Below are 21983 nucleotides of genomic sequence, written 5' to 3'. Positions count from 1 at the left end.
TTTGTCGGGGGCAGGGGAATGCGCCCCTTTTTCTTTAGCTTCCTTTGCGGCAACGTTATTATTTTGCCTGACTGACCCGCTGTAGCAGGAAACGATACAGCCTCCTCCTTTTACGTTGATCTGGAAGTTCAATGAAACACATAAAACTCTTAGCGCAGTACTACGTCGATCTGCTGGTCAAGCTTGGCTTGGTACGTTTCAGTATGCTGCTTGCACTGGCATTGGTCGCGCTGGCAGTGGTCGTTCAGGTTGGCATTACGCTGGTATTAAATGGCACCGTGCATGATGCGGATATCGTCCGCTCTGTCTTCTTTGGTCTGTTAATCACCCCTTGGGCAGTGTACTTCCTTTCTGTGGTGGTAGATCAGTTGGAAGAATCCCGCCAGCGTTTGACTAAACTGGTTGTTAAGCTGGAAGAAATGCGGGCCCGTGATATGGAGCTGAACCGTCAGCTTACCGAAAACATCAACCAGTTGAACCTTGAGATTGAAGAGCGTAAGCGGGCAGAAGAAGCGCGTGAAGAAGCCATGGTCGATCTGGAAAATGAAGTCTATCAGCGTGAAAAAGCCCAGGTTGAACTGGCAGAGCAGACGGCCCTGTTGCGGTCCTTTATTGATGCCTCTCCCGATCTGATTTACTACCGCAATGAAAAAGGTCAGTTTTCCGGCTGCAACCGGGCCATGGAGGATTTGACCGGCAAGAAAGAAAAAGAGCTGGTGGGGCTGACACCGTGGGATGTTTATCGTGAAGACATCGCCAGTAAGGTGGTAGAAACTGACCAGCAGGTGTTCGATAACAATGTGTCGCTGACATACGAACAGTGGCTGGAATACCAAGATGGCCGCAAGGCGTACTTTGAACTGCGTAAGCTGCCTTTCTATTCCAGAGGTGGTCGACGCTTGGGGCTGGTCGGTTTTGGCCGCGAGATCACTGAACGCAAGCGTTATCAGGATGCCCTGGAGAAAGCCAGCCGTGATAAAACCGCCTTTATTTCCACCATCAGCCATGAACTTCGTACTCCACTGAATGGGATTGTCGGGCTGAGCCGTATGCTTCTGGAAACCCGCCTGTCAGAAGAACAGTTGGGTCATCTCAGGACTATCCATGTCAGCGCCATTACCCTTGGAAATATTTTCAACGATATTATTGATTTGGATAAGTCTGACCGACGCCGTTTAGAGTTGATGCCACAGCCGGTAGACCTACCAGACTTTGTCTCTGAGATTGAGAGCATCAGTGCCCTGATGGCACAGCAAAAAGGGCTGCGTTTTACCCTGGACAGGCTTACTGACCTGCCGCCAGCAGTCAAAGTCGATGCCACCCGCCTTCGCCAAATCCTCTGGAACCTGGTGGGTAATGCGGTGAAATTCACTAAGCAGGGGGCGGTGAACGTCACGGTAAGCTGTGACGTGGAAGAGGACACTGCGCACCTGCAATTCGAGGTGGAAGACAGCGGTATCGGTATCCCGCTGGAAGAGCAGGACAAGATTTTTGCCATGTATTATCAGGTAAAACAGGGAGAAGATAACCTCCATGCTGTGGGTACAGGGATTGGTCTGGCTGTGTCGCGCAAGCTGGTACGCCTGATGAACGGGGATATTACGGTTGACAGTGAAGTGGGTGAAGGCAGTATTTTTACCGTGACACTGGCGGTGCCGCTGTGCGAAGCGAAAGCGAATAAAGATAAAGTGACAGCAGAGCAAAGCCCGTTGCACATCTTGCTGGTGGAAGACATTGAGCTGAACATTACGGTGGCTACCAACCTGCTGGAAAGCCTTGGGCACAGTGTGGTCGTGGCAAGGAGTGGCAGGGAAGCCCTAGAGCTTTTCCCGCAGGCGCAATACGACATGTTGTTGCTGGACATTCAGTTGCCGGACATGACGGGCTTCGATATTGCCAACCAGCTCCGTGCGAGCGGGGAAGCACTGCCACCACTGGTCGCACTGACCGCCAATGTGATTAAAGACAAAACTGAATACTTCAACAACGGCATGGATGACGCGATCAGCAAACCTATCAGTGTGTCTGCGGTGAAAGAAGTGATTGAGCGTCTGGCACTGCAATGCCCGGTTGCGACTGAAGCTGCGGAAGTGAAAAAACAGAAAAAGCCGGGTAATGAGATGCTGGACACCTTGCTTGACTTGGATATGTTGACGTCTTATGTCGATATTGTCGGACCGGAGCCAGTTTTCCAGAGCATTGCCATGTTTGAAGAGCTGATGCCTGAGTACCTCCATATCCTCGACAGCAACATGACCGCCAAAGATCAGGATGGCATTGCCAGTGAAGCCCATAAAATCAAAGGTGCGGCAGGCTCGATTGGTCTTAAACATATCCAAAAGGTGGCGCAGAAAGCGCAATCCCCGGAGCTACCGGCATGGTGGGAAAATATTGCTGACTGGGTGGATGAAATCAAAGAAGGCTATGTGAAAGATTTGGCCGTGCTCAAGCAATGGCTTGAGGATTACAGCAAACAATAACGCTTGGCATCCATCGATTGATGGTCGTTTAGCTCAGACAACAAAAAGGCCTGCAATGCAGGCCTTTCAACGCATCATGGTGTGGAGAAAGGAGAAATCAGATTTCTTCCAGTTCACCACAGAAGCGGTAGCCTTCACCGTGAATGGTCGCGATGATTTCCGGTGTGTCACCGAAAGATTCAAAGTGCTTGCGGATACGGCGGATAGTGACGTCTACCGTACGGTCGTGTGGTTTCAGCTCACGACCAGTCATCTTCTTCAGCAGGTCTGCACGGGTCTGGATTTTGCCCGGGTTTTCACAGAAATGCAGCAGCGCACGGAATTCAGAGCGAGGCAGCTTGAATTGCTCGCCACCTGGGCTGATCAGCGAGCGGCTGTTGATGTCCAGCGTCCAGCCATTGAATACATAACGGTCAACAGAGCGCTTATCGTCTGGCATTGCACCTTGGCTCATTGCACGGGTCAACAGGTTACGGGCACGGATAGTCAGTTCGCGAGGGTTAAAAGGTTTGGTGATATAGTCATCTGCACCGATTTCCAGACCCAGGATCTTGTCAACTTCGTTGTCACGGCCTGTCAGGAACATCAGCGCCATGTCGCCTTGTTCACGCAGTTCGCGTGCCAGCAGCAGGCCATTTTTGCCAGGCAGGTTAATGTCCATAATAACCAGGTGAACCTGATTGTTAGAAAGCACTTGATGCATTTCTTCGCCATCATTCGCTTCCAGGACGGTATAACCTTCAGCTTCGAAGATGCTTTTCAGCGTGTTACGAGTTACGTGTTCGTCTTCAACAATCAGAATGTGAGGGGTTTGCATTGGCGTTACCTAATTTCTTTAAGGATTCTGGTACTGGGAAGCGAGCGTTCTTGGCGGGCTCCCAATCAATCACAACGTCTGTTGACTTTGTGAAGAAAATTTACAAACAGGAAAAGTATATCAAAGGTGTTCTTCATACTTACGGACATACTTTCCTGATACAAACGCCATCCCTAGAGAAGCTAGTTGCAGATGCGAGTTGCCGCCCTGCATGTTACTGGCCAAGTCAATTTGACCAGCTAATCCTTTGGATAGCGTTGATTGTATTCATTTAACAGCGTGCTAACAATATTTAGTAATAAATCAACGCAACTTTTTTCAATTTTTATTGATATACGTCAATCCCAATTTCCGTGGTCGCAAAACATGGAAATTTGCCGGAATTTCCGTGCAGGATATTACAAAGATACATTAACCTTTTCGTACTATTACCACAGGTGTGAAAATTATGTAAAAACACTTTATCAGACCATGTTGCTTCACGTCGGTCAACTCGCTGAATCCTGCATTTTCAGGTTGTTTGGGTATATTGTGACTGAGAGTTTTTTTTAATTCGATCTGATGTTTCCTTTTATAACAGGGGAACAGCTTGTTTAATCAGATAAAAATACGATTAATTACACCAAAGTTTGAGTGAGCCATGCCTACTTTATGAAAGTTGGTAACGCTGAAATGACGGGATCTTGCTAGGTTTATAGCCAAGAAATGAGATGCTCAACAGGCTGGTGGATGTCATCAGGATTTAACGCAAGGTGACAGTGGTTAAATTTCAAACAAAGGAGCGAGCATGGAAGATTTACTGCCAGATATCAGTGATGCACATGGTGATGACGTGTTGTGGATCCCCGTGCAATGGCGAGACTTTGGTGGGAAAACTGTGTTTTCCGGTCGGGTGGAAACCTTGCGTTGTTTTGAAGATAACTCCAAAGTGCGCGACATTCTCGGTAAGCCCGGCGCTGGGCGGGTGCTCGTGGTTGATGGGCACGGTAACTTGAACAAGGCACTGCTGGGGGATCTCCTGGCAGAGCGTGCGGTAGAAAATGGCTGGGAGGGTATCGTGGTTTATGGTGCAGTGCGCGACGCCTGGGCGTTGGGCAAAATGAACCTAGGGGTAAAGGCCTTGGGTGTTTGTCCAATAAAAACCGAAAAGCGTGGGTTGGGGGATGAAGATGTTCAACTGCGTATTGAGGGGATACCGATTTCGCCTGGCGATTATCTGTTTGCTGACCTTAATGGCGTCATGATAAGCCAGCATCCGATAGAGTTTGGTGAGCAACCCTAAACACAAAAACCGCCTGATGGTGGTTTTTTCTGGGAAATGGCAAGTGAAACTTGTGTCAACAGACGTTAGAAACGAAAGCCTACGCCAAGCTGATAGGTTGTAGACGCGGCAGGCGTCTGGTTCAGGTTATAATCGACCTTGGCTTCAAGGTTGAGTTTGTCGGTAAGCCTGAATTGGCTGCTCATACCCACCACACCAATGGTTTCCTCGTTTATCCGTTCTGCCTGAACAGTACTGCCAATGCTGAGGGTATCAGTGAAGTTGTATTGGATGCCACTCAACAGACCTTTGCTGCTGGCGGTATAGGCTGTTTCTGTTGTCATCTCGGTGCCAAGGTACACGTTAACATTTTTCAACAGTGGATAATGATAGCCTGAACTGATCGTCCAACTGTCGAACCCCTGGTTTCCGGTCGTTATCGAGTTAGAAAACCAGGGTTTCTGATCTCCTTCATAATATTCATACAGCGGTAACGAACTCTGCGCGAATGCGATAAAAGCCACTGATTGCAGGGTGACGGCGATAAGGATGTTTTTCATTGTGCCACCTTCCCTGATTCGTTCTTGTTGGACTGAATGTTCAGTCTAGCCCATCTGTTTTATTTTTGAGAAAGCAGAAATGGGATTTTTCGACTCCTCTTTCAGGTCCCATCATTCAGTGGCAACGGTTTACCGCTGAATGGATTGGTTGAAATTTAAGCAAATGGTGTGCCCAATGTATGGCAAAGTTTTGACGTCAGCGTGTCGGGATCACACTTTCACTGATTGGTAAACCGATAGGCCTCACTGTAAGGGAAGACATCATTAAATTGTCCTTGCTGGATATTTTCCTGCAGGCCTTTCCAGTAGTCCGGCTCAAAAAGATCGGAATGCAACTCATCAAACAGCGCCCGGATTTTGGGGTTGATCAGCAGGAAGGTACGAAATTCTTCCGGGAATACGTCATATTCACCCACGCTGTACCAGGGCTCTGCCGCCATTTCATCTTCTGGTGTCCGCGGGGGGGGGATACGGCGGAAGTTGACTTCCGTCAGGTAGGAAATCTCGTCATAATCGTAGAAGATCACGCGGCTGTGTCGGGACACGCCAAAGTTTTTAAACAACATATCGCCAGCAAAGATATTCGCAGCAGCCAGTTGTTTGATGGCATCGCCATATTCCTGAACGGCATTTCTCAGCTCTTCATCGTCAGCCTGCTCAAGGTAAATGTTTAGCGGGATCATGCGGCGTTCCATGTAGAGGTGGCGGATGTGGACTTCTCTGCTGGTAATCTTGATGTTTGACGGAGCGACGTCGAGCAATTCCTCGATCAGCGCATCACTGAACCGCTCTCTGGGAAAGATAAAGTTGCGGTAATCCAAGGTATCGGCCATACGGCCTACACGGTCATGCTCTTTAACCAACTGGTACTTCTCTTTGACCATGGCATGGGTAATGTCTTTTTGCGGGGCGAACCTGTCTTTAATGATCTTAAAGACAAAACCATAGGAAGGCAGGGTGAATACGGACATCACCATCCCTTTTATCCCTGGTGCAATAATAAACTTGTCATCTGATGTTTCGAGGTGATACAGAAACTCGCGATAGAGTTCAGTCTTACCATGTTTTTGACACCCGATGGCGGTGTAAAGCTGCGCCGGAGTTTTATGGGGCATCAACTGATTGAGGAAATCGACCAATGCCGCAGGCACCGGGGCATACACCATAAAATAAGAGCGGGCGAAGCCGAAAATCACACTGAGTTCGTCTGCATCAGTGATACAGGCATCAACATAGAGTTCATTTTTTGAGTTCACCAGAATAGGCAAAACAAGAGGACGAACCTGGTTTGCCATGTCGATTCGGCCAATCAGGTAAGCGGCTTTGTTCCGGTAAAACGGTTCCCGAACCATGTCGATGGTGATTTCATCGGTTAACTGTGGGCCTAGCCTGCGTTGCATCGCTTCGACAATCCGATGGATATCCCGGGTCTTGTTCACCCAAGAGAGAGTAAGGGGGGTGTCATCCAGGATCCGCGCAATGGTGTGGATAAGAGATGGGTTGGAAGCATAACGTTTCAGCAGGGGCGTTGGGTATTTCGGGATACGCCCGCCCTGTGAGCTATTGACGAACAGTTTTTCTCGCCGGATATTACGGTGATCAAACATGCGGCAGTAAACCGAATTAAAGAAGCTTTCTGCAATATCATAACGTGGGTAGTCATCCAGCAACCGACTGTATTCCGCTTTTACTGCTTTGAGGAAGGTCCGGGTAGCATGCTGTTTATCCAGCATGGTTTTTAATTGTTGGCTGACAAGGCCGACATGGTGATCATAAAAGTTAATGCGGGTTCTTAGCGCCTTTTGCACACTTTTCCAGTCGCGAGCCTCAAAACGCTCCTGTGCCCCAGCGGTGACATCCAAAAAACGGCCATACATCGCATCAGAACCTTGCAATATGGTCTGGGCGACTAATTCCTCCATTGCAACTGCCATGGTTCCCTCCTTCGCGGTTGCTGAATTTCTGTTCAATTCAAGTCACTATGTCCTGCATATGTAAACGGTGCAAGAAGTAAGCGTTGGAATATAGGGGTTTCTCATCTTTTGATTCCATGAGTTAAGAGTTGCGAATAGCCGCGTTTTTTGAGGGATAACTTAAATTTTTGTTGACCTTGGTACCTATGTTCGGTAAAGGTTATAAAAACGCAGCACGTAAGGTGAAAAAGCCATGCTTAAAACAGCCGGCACCACAACCATTATCACCATTATTACCAACACCACTGGTGCGGGTGCGGGCTGATATGCACTGAATTTAGAAGAAGAGCCCGTACCCTACAAGGTACGGGTTTTTTTTACCCATTTATGACTGAATTGACGAGTTTTGAAGGAGTTGGAGGAAAGGATGCGAGTTTTAAAGTTTGGTGGTACTTCGCTGGCAAATGCTGAAAGGTTCAGCCGTGCCGCAGAGATCATCACTAGCAATACCTGTCAAAGTGAGGTGTCGGCAGTTTTGTCCGCCCCGGCCAAGATCACTAACCTGTTAGTCGATGTGATTGATAACACCGTCAAGAACGGAGAAGCTGATCGCCAGGTTGAGGAAATCAGGAAGATTTTCTCAGCGCTGTTTGATGGCCTGGAAGCGATGGAACCGGGCATTGATAAAGCCGCGCTGTATGAAAAGCTTGAACGCTCGCTAAACCAGCTGAAGCAATACATTCATGGCATTGCGCTGCTTGGGCTATGCCCTGACAACATTTACGCCCGTATCATCAGTAAAGGCGAACGCCTTTCTATTGCAACCATGTCTGCGCTGCTAAACGTGCGTGGATACAAGACGTTCGAAATCGACCCGGTGGAATACCTGCAAGCAAAAGGGGATTACCTGGAAGCGATGGTGGATATTGAAGTGTCCTCTGAACGTTTCGAAAAAGCCCCTATCCCTGCTGCACATATCGGCCTGATGCCTGGCTTTACTGCCGCCAATGAACAGGGTGAACTGGTTACGCTTGGCCGCAATGGTTCGGATTATTCTGCGGCGGTGCTGGCTGCCTGTGTCCGTGCGGAATGCTGTGAGATCTGGACTGACGTTGACGGTGTTTATAGCTGTGACCCGCGTCTGGTGCCAGATGCAACATTGCTGAAATCCCTGAGTTATCAGGAAGCGATGGAACTCTCCTACTTCGGCGCGAAAGTCCTCCATCCAAAAACCATTCTTCCCATCGCACGTTTCCATATTCCATGTCTTATCAAAAATACCGCCAACCCTCAGGGTGCCGGTACTTTGATTGGTAATGACAGCGGTGAGGACAATCTGGCGGTAAAAGGCATTACGACCCTGAGCAAGCTGAGCATGGTGAACGTATCCGGTCCCGGCATGAAAGGCATGGTTGGTATGGCTGCAAGGGTATTCGGAGCCATGTCTTCTGCCGGTGTTTCTGTTGTGCTGATCACCCAGTCCTCTTCTGAGTACAGCATCAGCTTCTGTATTGAAGCGGAAGATAAGCCGATGGCGCAGCGCGCCCTGCAGGAAAGCTTCGAGCTGGAGCTGAAAGATGGCTTGCTTGAGCCGGTAGAGTTTGTTGATAACGTCGCGATTGTGTCGCTGGTCGGTGATGCGATGCGCACCTCGAAAGGCGTTGCTTCCCAGTTCTTTACGTCTTTGGCGGAAGTGAACGTCAATATCGTGGCTATCGCGCAGGGATCGTCTGAGCGCTCCATCTCTGCGGTTATCCCGGATGACAGCGTGTCAGAGGCCGTGAAGGCATGTCATGAAAACCTCTTTAACTCCAACTACTATCTGGATGTGTTTATTGTTGGCGTCGGCGGAGTTGGTGGTGAACTGGTTGAGCAAGTAAAACGCCAGCAGGCGAAATTGGCTGGACAGGGCATTGTCATCCGTGTCTGCGGTCTGGCGAACAGCCGTGGCATGTTGCTCAACAGCAAAGGTGTGGATCTCAATAGCTGGCGTGACGAGCTGGCGAAAGCAGACGAGCCTTTCAGTCTGGAACGTATGGTGCGTCTGGTTCAGCAGAACCACATTATCAACCCGGTGTTCATTGACTGTACCTCTGAACAGGCGATTGCTGACCAATACGCCGATTTCCTTTCGGCCGGCTTCCATGTGATCACCCCAAACAAGAAAGCCAATACAGCAGGCATGGCGTATTACCAGCAGCTTCGCAAGGCGGCGCGTGCTACCCGTCGTAAGTTTATGTATGACACCACGGTAGGTGCAGGCCTGCCGGTGATTGAGAACCTGCAAAACCTGATTGCAGCGGGTGATGAGCTGGAGAAATTCAACGGTATTCTGTCAGGGTCGCTGTCTCATATCTTTGGCAAGCTTGATGAAGGCCAGAGTTTCAGTGACGCCACGACAGTTGCGCGTGAAAGCGGCTTTACCGAGCCGGATCCGCGAGACGATCTCTCCGGGATGGATGTGGCACGTAAGCTCCTTATCCTTGCGCGTGAAGCCGGGATGCATCTGGAGCTGGAAGATGTGGAAGTGGAGCCAGCGCTGCCACCGGGTTTTGACGCCTCCGGTGATGTAGAAAGCTTTATGGCAAAATTGCCACAGGCAGATGCGTATTTTGAAAAGCTGGCCGCTGATGCCCGGGCCGAGGGTAAAGTGCTGCGTTATGTTGGTAGTATCGAGAACGGTCAGTGCTCGGTGAAAATCCAGGCGGTGGATGCTGACGATCCGATGTTTAAGATCAAAGAGGGTGAAAACGCTCTGGCATTCTACAGCCGCTATTACCAGCCAATCCCTCTGGTGCTGCGCGGTTATGGTGCGGGAACAGCAGTGACAGCAGCCGGTGTTTTCGCTGATCTGATGCGCACACTGGGTTGGAAACTGGGAGTATAACAATGAGTGTGGTTGTTTACGCGCCGGCGTCTATTGGTAATGTGAGTGTCGGCTTTGACGTACTGGGCGCGGCGGTGTCCCCAATTGATGGCTCCTTGCTCGGAGACAGGGTGAAAGTGGAAGATGGCGGCACTACGCCATTTACCCTGAACTGTGTCGGCGGATTTGTTGATAAGCTGCCTGAAAATCAGGAAGACAACATTGTTTACCAAAGCTATCGGGTATTTTGCCGTGAAATGGAAAAGCGCGGCCAGCCGGTGCACAACGTTGCCATGACCCTGGAAAAGAACATGCCTATCGGTTCAGGGCTGGGCTCCAGCGCCTGTTCAATTGTGGCAGCGCTCGATGCACTGAATAAATTCCATGGAGAGGCATTGGATGAAACTACCCTGCTGGCCCTGATGGGAGAAATGGAAGCGGCGATTTCCGGTAGCCTGCACTATGACAATGTGGCGCCATGCTACCTTGGCGGCCTGCAACTGATGGTCGAGCAAATGGGGATCATCAGCCAGCAGGTGCCGTGTTTTGATGAATGGTACTGGGTGATGGCGTATCCGGGGATTAAAGTCCCGACCGCTGAGGCCCGTGCTATTTTGCCCGCACAATATCGCCGTCAGGATGTGATTAACCATGGCCGACATCTGGCGGGCTTTATCCATGGCTGTTATTCTGGCCAGCCACAGTTGGCGGCAAGCATGATCAAAGACGTGGTGGCAGAACCGTATCGCGAAAAACTGCTACCCGGCTTTGCCGAAGCAAGACATTACGCTGAAGATGCCGGTGCTCTGGCAACCGGGATTTCTGGCTCAGGGCCAACGCTGTTCAGCATCACAGATGATATGGCTGTGGCTGAGCGTGTCGCCAGATGGCTACAGGACCATTACGTTCAAAACGAAGAAGGATTTGTCCATATCTGTCGATTGGATGTGAAAGGATCGACAGTGACAGGAAGTGAACTATGAAGCTTTACAACATCAAAGAAAACGACGAGCAGGTCTCGTTCGGTCAGGCAGTAAAACAAGGTCTTGGCCGTAACCAGGGGCTGTTCTTCCCAAGCGAACTGCCAACATTTGACGACATTGATGCGTTGCTTGAAAAAGACTTTGTCAGCCGCAGCAGCGACATTCTTTCGGCCTTTATCGGTGATGAACTGACGCCGGACACTGTGCGTAGCATGGTGGAAAATGCGTTTCAGTTCCCTGCGCCAGTAGAGAAAGTGACGGACCGGATCAGTGCCCTTGAGCTGTTCCATGGTCCAACACTGGCGTTTAAAGATTTCGGTGGCCGTTTTATGGCCCAATCGCTGGCAGCGGTGTCAGACGGCGGTAAAGTGACCATCCTGACCGCGACCTCCGGTGATACCGGCGCAGCAGTTGCCCATGCTTTTTATGGCATGGAAAACATCAATGTGGTGATCCTGTATCCGAAAGGCAAAATCAGCCCGTTGCAGGAAAAGCTGTTCTGTACTTTGGGTGGCAATATCCACACTGTGGCAATCAATGGCACCTTTGATGACTGTCAGGCGATGGTGAAAAACGCCTTTGATGACGCGGAGCTTCGCGCCGCTATCGGCCTGAACTCAGCGAACTCGATTAACATCAGCCGCCTGATGGCACAAATCTGTTACTACTTTGAAGCCGCTTCCCAGCTGACTAAAGCGCAACGTGAGAATCTGGTGGTGGCGGTACCGAGTGGGAACTTCGGAAACCTGACTGCCGGACTGCTGGCCAAAGCCATTGGCTTGCCAATTAAACGTTTTATTGCTGCCACCAATGTCAATGATACGGTGCCACGTTACCTGCAAACCGGTGAATGGACCCCGGAGCCAACCATTCCTACCTTGTCTAACGCTATGGATGTAAGCCAGCCCAACAACTGGCCGCGAATCGAAGAGCTGTGCAAGGTAAAAGGTTGGGGCCTGAATGAACTGGGTGCTGGTGCGGTGACAGATGAACAGACCGCTGAGACGCTGAAAGCCATGTTTGATGCCGGTTACCTGTGTGAGCCGCATGGTGCGATTGCTTATCGTGTGCTGGATGAGCAGCTCCAGGACGGTGAATATGGCCTGTTCCTGTGTACGGCACATCCGGCGAAATTTAAAGAATCGGTGGATGATATTCTGGGACAGGACATTCCGCTGCCGGGCCCCCTGGCGAAACATGCGGCGATGGAACTGCTTTCTGTTGAGCAAGACGCGGGTTTCGCCCAGCTTCGCGAATACCTGATGAAAGTGGCTGTCTAACAGCCCAGAAAAAACAAAAACCGGCCATCAGGCCGGTCAGATTGCTGACTAACCCCGCTTTTTCAAGCGGGGTTTTCTTTTGTTAGTGGCCGAAGGCCGCGATCGCGCTATTTTTCCATATTGTTATGTTCAGGCTGCTTTTAGCCCATAGACGCTAAATTGCGTCACTATCTGGACTATTTGCCGTGTATTGAGCCCGATTTTGCGAAGATAAGCCTCCAGTAAGGCTATCTTCTTGATGTTTTGCGCTGCTGCCGCCAACCAGCATTGGATTTGTACTTTCAACAGACCACGGAACCTCGCATAGCGATGGCCATGATGTTGTTTGGCATCTGCGAAGCTTCGCTCCACCGTCTCTGCCCGTCGTCGGTACACTTTCTTTCCCCAGGCTGTCAGCCTCAAGGCATTGGCATTCTCTACCGATTTCTCGAACAGGTGCCGGGTTATCACCCGTTTGTGATTCTTGCTCTTGGTGCAATCATCGCGCAGCGGACAGGTTTTGCATATCTGTGGGTCAGAGTGATACTCGCGGTATGCCTGACGGTTGGTGGTCTTGTAAACCAGCTCCTGTCCCTGAGGACAGAGATAGCGGTCCGTCTCTTTGTCGTAATGAAAGTGCTTTTTCTTGATAGGATTCTTCGTACGGTGCGGCCGGCGGTATCCCATCACCGGCAGGATTTGGCGCTGCTCCAGTTCATGGCAGATAGTCGCGGTGAAGTAACCGGCATCAAGCCCGGCGGCAACAGGCGAGAGCGTAAAGCGCGCTAACGTGGTATCCAGACGGGCGATATACGGTTGGGCGTCATTCACATTGCCTGGCGTGACATGGGTGTCGAGGATGATGCCGTGTTTGCCGTCGACGGTGCGATGGTCAAGGTAGAAGAAGCCCTGTGGTTTTTGGTCCCGTGTCATGAACCCGCTGTCTGGGTCGGTGGTGCTGACTTTGGTGTTTTTCTCAATGTGACCATCTTTCGGTTTGAGTGGGCGTTTTCCTTCTGCTGCACGGTCAGCGTCAACCGCTTCATCTAACAGCTCGGCATAAGCACTGACGTTTTGTTTCACCAGTTCGTTACGGTATTTACGCTTGTTGGCATTGGCTTTCAGGTGAGTGCTGTCGGTAAATAAGACGCGTCCCTCGACCATGCCTTTGTTCATCGCCTGCTCGACGATGCGGATGAAGATGCGCTCGAACACGTCGGTATCGTTGAAGCGACGGCGGCGGTTCTGGCTCAAGGTGGACGCATCAATCACCTTTTCGGTTAGCGACATGCGAAGGAACCAGCGGTAAGCGACGTTGACCTCGATATCTTTGACGAGCTGGCGTTCACTTTTAACACCGAAGAGGAAGCCTAGGAGCAGGATTTTGAACAGGCGAACGGGGTCTATCGCAGGACGGCCATTGTTGTGGCAGTAGAGATGGGCGACTTCGTCGCGGATAAACTCAAAGTCGACGGCAGCATCGATTTTGCGAACAAGATGGTTTTTGGGAACCAACTGTTCGAGTGTCACCATCTCGAATTCATATTGCTGAGGGCCAGGGTCTTTAAGCATGTCACCACATCCATGATTGATTTGCTTATCCCTTATTAGATCAAAGCCCCAGCCAAATGGCCAGGGCTTTGTCAGCAGTCTGACCGGCCATCAGGCCGGTTTTTTTATGTGTTTTTAACTTTCGATTACAGAGAGTTAGTGAAAGTACGAGCGATAACGTCGCGTTGTTGTTCTGGGGTCAGCGAGTTAAAGCGTACTGCGTAACCTGATACGCGGATAGTCAGCTGAGGATATTTTTCTGGGTGCTTCGCTGCGTCTTCCAGCGTTTCGCGCTTCAGTACGTTCACATTAAGGTGCTGGCCACCTTCAATCTTTGCAGGTACTTCGATTGCGACTTCACGGCTCTCGTATTCGCCGAGATCTGCCGCAGGGATAACCTGATCTGCTTCGAAACCGGCTTTCGCTGCAACACAACGTGCCTGGTTGGTTTCGCTGTCCAGCAGCCAGATTGAGTTCAGCAGGTCATCATTGGCCGCTTTAGTAATTTGAATACCAGTGATCATTGTATTTCCCCTTTTTGATAGGCGTGTTGATGTTAATTTTCCATCAATAGATGAGCTGGGTACTTATATACCTTACTGCCTGTGAGGGTATTTTGATTTTAGTCAAAATACAATCAAAATGTGCGAAAATAACCCTGGCTATTTCTTGTTTTGAATCAAAGAATTATTAACTATTTGGTTTTGAGTGTTTTTTAAAAAAATTAGTCTTAAGTTAAAAATTACAAATGTAATTTTATTACTACATTTCCGGTGTTTGATCTGGTGATGTAAAGCGGTAACCTGGGGGAGCGATTGTGCTGGCCCAGCCAGTGCCCTGACGTGAATTGACCGAAATTAGGGGACAACACCCAAACCAGTAACCTACTATGTTGTCGGTTACGGCTTTTCAAAAGGAGAAATGATGAAGTATATCGGGGCACATGTGTCTGCATCTGGCGGCGTAGAAAATGCACCGGTGAATGCAGCGGCAATCGGTGCCAATGCATTTGCGCTGTTTACCAAGAACCAGCGCCAGTGGCAGGCCAAGCCGCTTGACGTAAAAAACGTGGCAGCGTTTAAAGCTAACTGCCAAAAATATGGCTTTGTGCCGGAAGCAGTATTGCCACATGATTCTTACCTTATCAACCTTGGCGCACCGGAAGAAGAGAAACTGGAAAAATCCCGCGCAGCCTTCATTGATGAGATGGCGCGTTGCCAGATGCTCGGGCTGCCATTGCTTAATTTTCACCCCGGCAGCCACCTGAAGAAAATCAGCGAGGAAGCCTGTCTTTCCCTGATTGCAGAGTCCATCAATCTTGCCCACCAGTCAGTGCCCAATGTTGTTGCCGTGATTGAAAATACAGCCGGGCAAGGCACCAATTTGGGATGGTCGTTTGAACAATTGGCAAGCATCATTGCGCAGGTGGAGGATAAATCTCGGGTGGGAGTCTGTATTGATACCTGTCATGCTTTCGCTGCTGGGTATGATCTCCGTACTCACACGGCGACAGAAGCGACGTTTGCGGAGTTTGATAAAACCGTTGGCTTTCAATACCTGCGCGGTATGCACCTCAATGACGCCAAAACTGCGCTTGGCAGTCGGGTTGACCGCCATCAGGCATTAGGGGAAGGAGAGATTGGGCTGGCCTGTTTTGAGGTCATCATGCAGGACAAGCGCTTTGACGGTATCCCCTTGATCCTCGAAACCATTAAGCCGGAAATGTGGGCTGAAGAAATCCGCCTGCTGCGGCAGTTTGAAGTCACAGCAAGCGGGCCTATTTCTGCGTAGAATAGCGTCCAAAGAGAATGATGAGGACTGGGAATTAAGATGACAAGCGCAATGACCTGGCATGATGTGATTGGCCAGGAAAAGGAACAAGACTATTTCAAGTACACCATGGCGTATGTTGCTAAAGCGCGTAAAGAAGGTAAGGTTATCTACCCCCCCAAGGAAGATGTGTTTAATGCCTTCCGTTACACCCAGCTGAATGAGGTGAAAGTGGTGATATTAGGGCAGGACCCTTACCACGGGCCGAATCAGGCACATGGTCTCTGTTTTTCTGTGTTGCCGGGCATTAACCCTCCCCCATCGTTGGTGAACATATATAAAGAGTTAGCGCAGGATATTGAAGGCTTCACCATTCCCCAGCACGGTTACTTGAAAAGTTGGGCAGAGCAGGGAGTTCTGCTGCTTAATACTGTGTTAACAGTAGAGCAGGGCAATGCACATTCCCATGCCCACCTCGGCTGGGAAACATTCACCGATCGTGTGATAGAAGCGGTTAACCTGCACTGTGACGGGGTGGTATTCTTGTTATGGGGCTCTCATGCGCGGAAAAAAGGGCGGGTGATTGACCGCCAGCGTCACCATGTGCTGGAAGCGCCGCATCCTTCGCCGTTGTCTGCTCACCGGGGCTTTCTGGGTTGTAAGCACTTTTCAACGACCAACCGGATTTTACGTCAGGCAGGTAAGACACCAATTAACTGGCAACCTGAACTGGACTGAACCCATGGCATTTTTGTCATTTCTTACGCCCGTGACACTGGTCGCGGGCTTTTTCTTTTTTTTGGCACACGTGGTGGAAATGCACAAAAAATGACCATGCTCAATTTAAGTGACATTTTGAGGGGTAGACTGAAGTTAAGGTAGGATTAATGAAGAAAGGGAGGCGCTATGTTAGTAGCCAGCATTCGTAGGGATCACCGGAACATCAGTCAGCTACTTAAGCTGCTGTCGAGAAAACTCAGGGCAATTCAGCAAGAGAAGCCGGTGAATTACGGCCTGATTAAGGACACGATGCTTTATTTGCAAGAGCATGCAGAAAAATACCACCATCCAAAAGAAGACCTGATTTACCACTACTATCTACAACATTATCCTGATGCGGAAGGCGTTGCCCGCCTTGATGATGAACACCAAGCATTGGCAGACCTGACAGCAGAGTTTGCCGACACGGTTGAGATGATTCTGATGGACGCTGTGATCCCATTGGACTTGTTTGTCGAAAAACTTAACCGTTTTGTCGGCTGCCAGAAAGCGCATTTGGATCTGGAAGAAAAAACCATTCTGCCATTATTGGAGCAGACCTTGACCACAGGAGACTGGACCTACCTGCAAAGCCAGTGGGAAGAGGAAACCGATCCCTTGTTTGGCGAGCAGGTGGCAGATCGCTTTAAGGAGCTTGCTGCTGCACTGTAAAAAGAAAAGACGTATTCGCAGACAAAAAAGGCATCTAAACGGATGCCTTTTTCAGAATTCCAATGTTGTTTTTGTCAGTGAACCTGATGGTTAACCCTATTAGCGAGTGCGTTAAAAATCGAAATCGCTGTCATTGACGTCGCCGAGCATATCAATGTCCTGAAGCTCTTTACGTAGGCGTTGTCTGTCTTTTAACGCCTCAATTTCTCTCCATTTACGTTTTACTGGTTTGGCTCGTCCACCGCGTTGTGGTCGCTCTTGATCTAGTACATCATCAAAGGCAAAGCTATCCATAATTCACCTCATTTTACCGTTGCGGTCGATATTTAAATATCAAACCTCCGACAAAATAAAATTGATGTATTTCTCATTTGTTGCACTTTGGTGAAGTTTTTATGGAGGAGAAATCACTTTTATTTTAAAGGTACTGAAAATATGTGCAGTTGCAGTACGTTAGATATCAAGACAGAAAGATCATAGCTTCTTACGGCCAATGTTTTCATTTAACCCTTGTCACAGCAATGGACCAGGGATTTTCAGGTTTTTTATTTCACCTTGAATAAAACATATTACCAGCAGCTACTGGGGTAAACAGCATGTTTACGTCATGTTGTGAAAAAAATTGTCGCCGATGATTAATCTACGGAGTGAGTGAAAAATAAGCACATTATTATGAACTTTGTTTCATATTGATTTTTAAAGTGGCTACCTGCATCATTTTGAAGAAATTTGCGGAATTAGCCGCAATACCGACACAATATTGGGATTTTCGCGACGTATTCTTCTCTGCGAGTTCCACATCCACTTTCGGCAGACGCCCTGTTTGCGTCAGTCGCATCTAATCGCATTTTCCCTGATTCGGGAACGTAGACATGGCGCATAAGTATATGCGCACAGAGAGGTAGGCTTGGTTAGTCTAATCAATTTTTTAAATGATCTGATCTGGGGATCAGTGCTGATCTATCTTCTGATCGGTGGTGGGATATTCTTTACCTTTCGCCTTGGTTTTATTCAGATCCGCCATTTTGGCCATATGTTCAACGTCATGAAAAGCAGCCGTCAGGCAGACAACGAGGGGATCTCTTCATTTCAGGCGTTGTGTACCAGTCTTGCCGCGAGAGTTGGCACGGGTAACATGGCTGGCATTGCTGTCGCCCTGACCCTCGGTGGTCCTGGTGCTATTTTCTGGATGTGGCTGGTTGCCATACTAGGTATGGCAACATCGTTTGCCGAAAGCACTCTGGCACAGCTTTACAAAACCCGCGACGATGATGGTAACTTCCGGGGCGGCCCTGCTTACTACATGGAGAAGGGGCTGGGGATGCGCTGGATGGGCGTGCTGTTCTCCGTACTGCTTATCATTGCATTTGGCCTGGTGTTTAACTCTGTACAGGCTAACTCCATTACCCAGGCAGCCTACGTGGCATTCGGTTTTGATCCCCTTTACGTGGGTATCGTTTTGGTTTGTTTGTCTGCGTTTGTCATCTTTGGTGGCATTCGCAAAATTGCCCGCACGGCAGAGATTATCGTGCCCGTCATGGCGCTGCTCTATTTGGGCTTGGCGATGTTTATCATGTTCACTAACCTGGAAAAGGTACCGGACGTTCTGATGCTGATCTTTCGTAGTGCCTTTGGCCTGGAAGAGGCGGCATCCGGCGCCTTGGGTTATACCGTGGCCCAGGGGATGGTTCAGGGGATCAAACGCGGCCTGTTCTCAAATGAGGCGGGTATGGGCTCTGCACCGAACGCCGCTGCCAGTGCGACACCGTATCCGCCACACCCAGCATCACAGGGGTATGTTCAGATGTTGGGCGTATTTGTCGACACCATTGTGATTTGCTCAGCGACGGTAGCCATCATCCTGATGTCCGGTGAATACATGCCAGGCAGTGATATCACTGGTATCGAACTCACTCAGCGTGCGCTGTCGAGTGCAGTGGGTGAATGGGGAGGAATTTTTGTGGCTGTGGCGATTTTCTTTTTCGCTTTTACCTCCATCATTGCCAACTACTCTTATGCGGAAACCAATCTGATTTTCCTCGAACACAACCATAAGGCCGGTCTGACTCTCTTCCGTTGTGTGGTACTCGGTATGGTGATGTTCGGTGCAATGGCTGAGTTGCCGGTGGTGTGGGTTATGGCAGATACTTCTATGGGCCTGATGGCTATCGTCAATATGATAGCGATCCTGTTACTTTCCGGTACAGTGGTCACACTGACGAAAGACTATAACCAGCAACGGGCAGGCGGCAAGGTGCCGTCGTTTAACAGCCGTAACCATCCTGATCTGTTGAACCAGATTGAACCCGGCGTTTGGGGGAAACCTGAGGTGGGTGAACCGGAAAACCGCCAAACTTTACAGTAGGTCATTCGGTTTCACCTATGGCAGTTATCGAAAAAAGCCACGTTTCATCGCGTGGTTTTTTTTCGTGTCAATGGTAACCTTTGAACCAGATAACAGATTGAAAGGAATGACACTATGTTGATCGTGGTTTCTCCGGCAAAAACATTGGACTACCAATCACCGCTGGCGACGGAGCGTTACACGCAACCTACGCTCACGGCGCATTCAGCTGAACTTATTGAGGTTTGCCGCCGGCTGACACCCGCGGATATTAGCAGTTTGATGAAGGTCAGCGATAAAATTGCCGGCCTGAATGCTGCCCGGTTTGCAGAATGGTCATCAGAGTTCACGACCGACAACGCGCGGCCAGCCATCCTTGCATTTAAGGGGGATGTCTACACCGGCCTTGAAGCCGAAACCTTCAGTGAGGAGGATTTCGACTGGGCGCAGGATCACCTTCGCATGCTGTCAGGACTCTATGGCTTGCTTCGTCCGCTCGATTTGATGCAACCGTATCGTCTGGAGATGGGCACCAAGCTTGCTAACGCCCGTGGAGCCAACCTCTACCAGTTTTGGGGGGATATCATTACAGGTGAGTTGAATGCGGCATTGAACGCACAAGGCGACAATGTGTTGATCAATCTGGCATCGAACGAGTATTTCAAGTCGGTGAACCCCAAACTGTTGGATGGACAAATCATTACGCCAGTGTTCAAAGATCAGAAAAACGGGCAATACAAGGTGATCAGCTTCTTTGCCAAGAAAGCCCGCGGTATGATGGCTCGCTACATTATCGATAACCGCATTGATTCGGTTGAAGCGCTGAAAGCGTTTAATATGGCAGGATACGGGTTCTGCGCAGAAGAATCGAATAGCAAGGAACTGGTGTTTAAGCGCGAAGAGCAGTGATCATCGTCTTGTAGCGGAAAAAGAAAAGGTTAGCCGCAGCTAACCTTTTTGTTTTTTGAAAAGTTAGGTTTACATGGTTGGGTTAACCGGTCTGCCAGACACCTCATCGGATGTTTCTTTATCCTGAGCGCGACGTGCTAGACGATGCTCCCAGTAATCGGCATTTTTAATGCCAAGCTTCACCGGATCAAAGGTGTATTCTTCCACGCCTGCCTTCTGCTGACGTTCATAGTCGAGCAACGTTTTCAGGGCTGGCTTGCTCAGGAAGAAGATGATGATAAGGCCAACGATGTTCAGCCATGCCATCAGACCAACGCCGATGTCACCCATTGCCCATGCCAGATTTGCTGTTTTTACCGTGCCGTAGAAAACAGCCGCCATCAGCACCACTTTCAGCACAAACATCATACCAGGAATATTCACTGTGCGGCGCAGGTACGCCACGTTGGTTTCTGCGATGTAGTAGTAGGCGAGAATGGTGGTAAAAGCAAAGAAGAACAGTGCAATCGCAATAAACGGCTTGCCCCATCCCGGCATCGTGCTTTCAATCGCCATCTGGGTGAATACCGGGCCGTTAGCTGCGATCTCTGCCGACACGTTCTGGATGATAAAGGCCTCACCCGCACCGTGAACGTTGTAGGCACCAGTGATGAGGATCATAAATGCCGTCGCTGAACATACCAACAGGGTATCAATATAGATTGAGAAAGACTGAACCAGACCTTGTTGAGCCGGGTGCTGGACGTTTGCAGCGGCTGCTGCGTGGGGACCTGTACCCTGACCGGCTTCATTGGAGTAAACTCCACGTTTAACTCCCCAGCCGATAGCGGCACCGACGCCTGCCATGGGGGTGAATGCATCACCGACGATCATGGCAATAATGCCCGGGATTTCTGTGATGTTAAGTGCAATGATAGCGAAAGCGATGATAATGTACGCCAGTGCCATAAAGGGCACCACAACCTGGGTGAAGCTTGCAATTCGCTTCACACCACCAAAGATGATGAAACCAAGCAAAATGGAGATAAAGGTGCCAGTGATGATTTTTGCCACACTGTAAGTACCCAATGCGGTTTCAATCATTTGACCAGAGCCGAAAGCTGTCTCAAATGCGTTACCGATACTGTTTGACTGGACACCAGGCAGCAAAACACCACAGGCAAAAATGGTGGCGATAGCAAAGATCCACGCATACCACTTGTGGCCCATCGCTTTTTCAATGTAGTAAGCCGGACCGCCCCGGAACTCGCCGTTGTCTTCCTCCTTATAGATTTGTGCAAGGGTGGATTCGGTGTACGCAGTTGCGGCGCCAAGGAAGGCTACCACCCACATCCAGAACACTGCGCCAGGGCCACCAAAGCCGATAGCGGCAGCAACACCGGCAATGTTACCGGTACCCACTCGCCCAGACAGGGAAACCGCCAGTGCCTGGAAAGAGGAAATGCCTTTCTCAGAACTTTTGCCGGAAAACAGCAGGCGAGTCATTTCTCTGAACTGACGAACCTGAACAAAGCGTGTCACGATGGAGTAAAAAAGGCCAGCACCCAGACAGGTATATATCAGGACTGGACTCCAGATAATGCCGTTCAAAAAATCTACAACAGATTGCATTACAAGATCCCTCTAAATAACAAATATTGGATAGATGATTTTTATCCAATGGCAGGATAATCCGAAATTTAAATAAATTGTTAATAATTTGTTTCATTGATGCGGAGGATTGTGAGCTTGATCTTTTGCCAACCATCCCTTGGCTGAACAAGATATTTATACCTAAACGACCTGAATTCGAGCGTCTTCAAGCGGTTTGAGGATATCTGGAAAGCATCTCAGGTAAAT

The 21983-nt window shown here is 49.5% G+C and carries 17 protein-coding genes and 1 other annotated feature; of the genes, 10 read left to right on the top strand and 7 right to left on the bottom strand.

The annotated features are described in order from the left end of the window. Positions 1-131: 131 nt before the first annotated feature. On the top strand, positions 132-2480 hold the full coding sequence (arcB, locus tag AC6IB1_RS14190; protein ID WP_497567196.1) for an aerobic respiration two-component sensor histidine kinase ArcB: 2349 nt from the start codon (positions 132-134) through the stop codon (positions 2478-2480). A gap of 97 nt (positions 2481-2577) precedes the next feature. Here the strand turns inward: arcB and arcA are convergent, their stop codons facing one another. Continuing rightward, the gene (arcA, locus tag AC6IB1_RS14185; protein ID WP_005503932.1) at positions 2578-3297 is read right to left on the bottom strand and encodes a two-component system response regulator ArcA; all 720 of its coding nucleotides are present in this window, start codon (positions 3295-3297) and stop codon (positions 2578-2580) included. Positions 3298-4084: 787 nt separating this feature from the next. Between arcA and AC6IB1_RS14180 the strand changes: the two genes are divergently transcribed. After that, a complete protein-coding gene (locus AC6IB1_RS14180) occupies positions 4085-4579 on the top strand; it encodes a putative 4-hydroxy-4-methyl-2-oxoglutarate aldolase (protein ID WP_497567195.1) in 495 nt (164 codons plus the stop codon). 65 nt (positions 4580-4644) lie between these two features. Here AC6IB1_RS14180 and AC6IB1_RS14175 read toward each other — a convergent pair whose 3' ends face one another. Further along, the gene (locus AC6IB1_RS14175; RefSeq protein WP_497567194.1) at positions 4645-5118 is read right to left on the bottom strand and encodes a hypothetical protein; all 474 of its coding nucleotides are present in this window, start codon (positions 5116-5118) and stop codon (positions 4645-4647) included. Positions 5119-5336: 218 nt separating this feature from the next. Next, a complete protein-coding gene (aceK, locus tag AC6IB1_RS14170; RefSeq protein WP_497567193.1) occupies positions 5337-7052 on the bottom strand; it encodes a bifunctional isocitrate dehydrogenase kinase/phosphatase in 1716 nt (571 codons plus the stop codon). Positions 7053-7294: 242 nt separating this feature from the next. Next, positions 7295-7412 (top strand) — a sequence feature (Thr leader region). A gap of 46 nt (positions 7413-7458) precedes the next feature. Here aceK and thrA point away from each other — a divergent pair. The 3 genes from thrA to thrC are packed head-to-tail and all read left to right on the top strand — an operon-like array spanning position 7459 to position 12160. Beyond that, complete coding sequence (gene thrA, locus AC6IB1_RS14165) at positions 7459-9918, top strand: bifunctional aspartate kinase/homoserine dehydrogenase I (protein WP_497567192.1); 2460 nt, start codon at positions 7459-7461, stop codon at positions 9916-9918. Between the two features lie 2 nt (positions 9919-9920). Next, positions 9921-10880: a homoserine kinase gene (gene thrB, locus AC6IB1_RS14160; RefSeq protein WP_497567191.1), complete on the top strand. Its 960-nt coding sequence runs from the start codon at positions 9921-9923 to the stop codon at positions 10878-10880. Beyond that, positions 10877-12160, top strand: a complete 1284-nt coding sequence (thrC, locus tag AC6IB1_RS14155) for a threonine synthase (RefSeq protein ID WP_497567190.1) — start codon at positions 10877-10879, stop codon at positions 12158-12160. Before thrB ends, thrC begins: the two co-directional genes overlap by 4 nt. Positions 12161-12289: 129 nt before the next feature. Here thrC and AC6IB1_RS14150 read toward each other — a convergent pair whose 3' ends face one another. Both AC6IB1_RS14150 and grcA read right to left on the bottom strand, forming a co-directional pair. Beyond that, a complete protein-coding gene (locus AC6IB1_RS14150; protein ID WP_497567189.1) occupies positions 12290-13711 on the bottom strand; it encodes an IS1182 family transposase in 1422 nt (473 codons plus the stop codon). A gap of 125 nt (positions 13712-13836) precedes the next feature. Then, a complete protein-coding gene (gene grcA, locus AC6IB1_RS14145; protein WP_005503922.1) occupies positions 13837-14214 on the bottom strand; it encodes an autonomous glycyl radical cofactor GrcA in 378 nt (125 codons plus the stop codon). A gap of 400 nt (positions 14215-14614) precedes the next feature. Here grcA and nfo point away from each other — a divergent pair, with 400 nt between their 5' ends. From nfo to AC6IB1_RS14130, 3 genes are all read left to right on the top strand, one after another. Beyond that, complete coding sequence (gene nfo / locus AC6IB1_RS14140; protein ID WP_497569144.1) at positions 14615-15481, top strand: deoxyribonuclease IV; 867 nt, start codon at positions 14615-14617, stop codon at positions 15479-15481. 39 nt (positions 15482-15520) lie between these two features. Further along, complete coding sequence (ung, locus tag AC6IB1_RS14135) at positions 15521-16198, top strand: uracil-DNA glycosylase (RefSeq protein ID WP_497567188.1); 678 nt, start codon at positions 15521-15523, stop codon at positions 16196-16198. A 168-nt stretch (positions 16199-16366) separates the two neighbouring features. Continuing rightward, positions 16367-16891: a hemerythrin domain-containing protein gene (locus AC6IB1_RS14130; protein WP_497567187.1), complete on the top strand. Its 525-nt coding sequence runs from the start codon at positions 16367-16369 to the stop codon at positions 16889-16891. Between the two features lie 111 nt (positions 16892-17002). Here the strand turns inward: AC6IB1_RS14130 and AC6IB1_RS14125 are convergent, their stop codons facing one another. Further along, complete coding sequence (locus tag AC6IB1_RS14125; protein ID WP_497567186.1) at positions 17003-17185, bottom strand: DUF3545 family protein; 183 nt, start codon at positions 17183-17185, stop codon at positions 17003-17005. A gap of 613 nt (positions 17186-17798) precedes the next feature. Between AC6IB1_RS14125 and AC6IB1_RS14120 the strand changes: the two genes are divergently transcribed. Both AC6IB1_RS14120 and yaaA read left to right on the top strand, forming a co-directional pair. After that, entirely contained in the window at positions 17799-19256 is a 1458-nt protein-coding gene (locus tag AC6IB1_RS14120) for an alanine/glycine:cation symporter family protein (protein WP_497567185.1), read from the top strand. A 114-nt stretch (positions 19257-19370) separates the two neighbouring features. Then, a complete protein-coding gene (gene yaaA / locus AC6IB1_RS14115) occupies positions 19371-20144 on the top strand; it encodes a peroxide stress protein YaaA (protein ID WP_497567184.1) in 774 nt (257 codons plus the stop codon). A 69-nt stretch (positions 20145-20213) separates the two neighbouring features. Here the strand turns inward: yaaA and AC6IB1_RS14110 are convergent, their stop codons facing one another. Further along, positions 20214-21755: an alanine/glycine:cation symporter family protein gene (locus AC6IB1_RS14110; protein ID WP_497567183.1), complete on the bottom strand. Its 1542-nt coding sequence runs from the start codon at positions 21753-21755 to the stop codon at positions 20214-20216. Positions 21756-21983: the final 228 nt, after the last annotated feature.

It is taken from the genome of Grimontia sp. THUN1695 (assembly GCF_059704325.2).
This window is presented reverse-complemented; position numbering and strand designations above follow the sequence as displayed.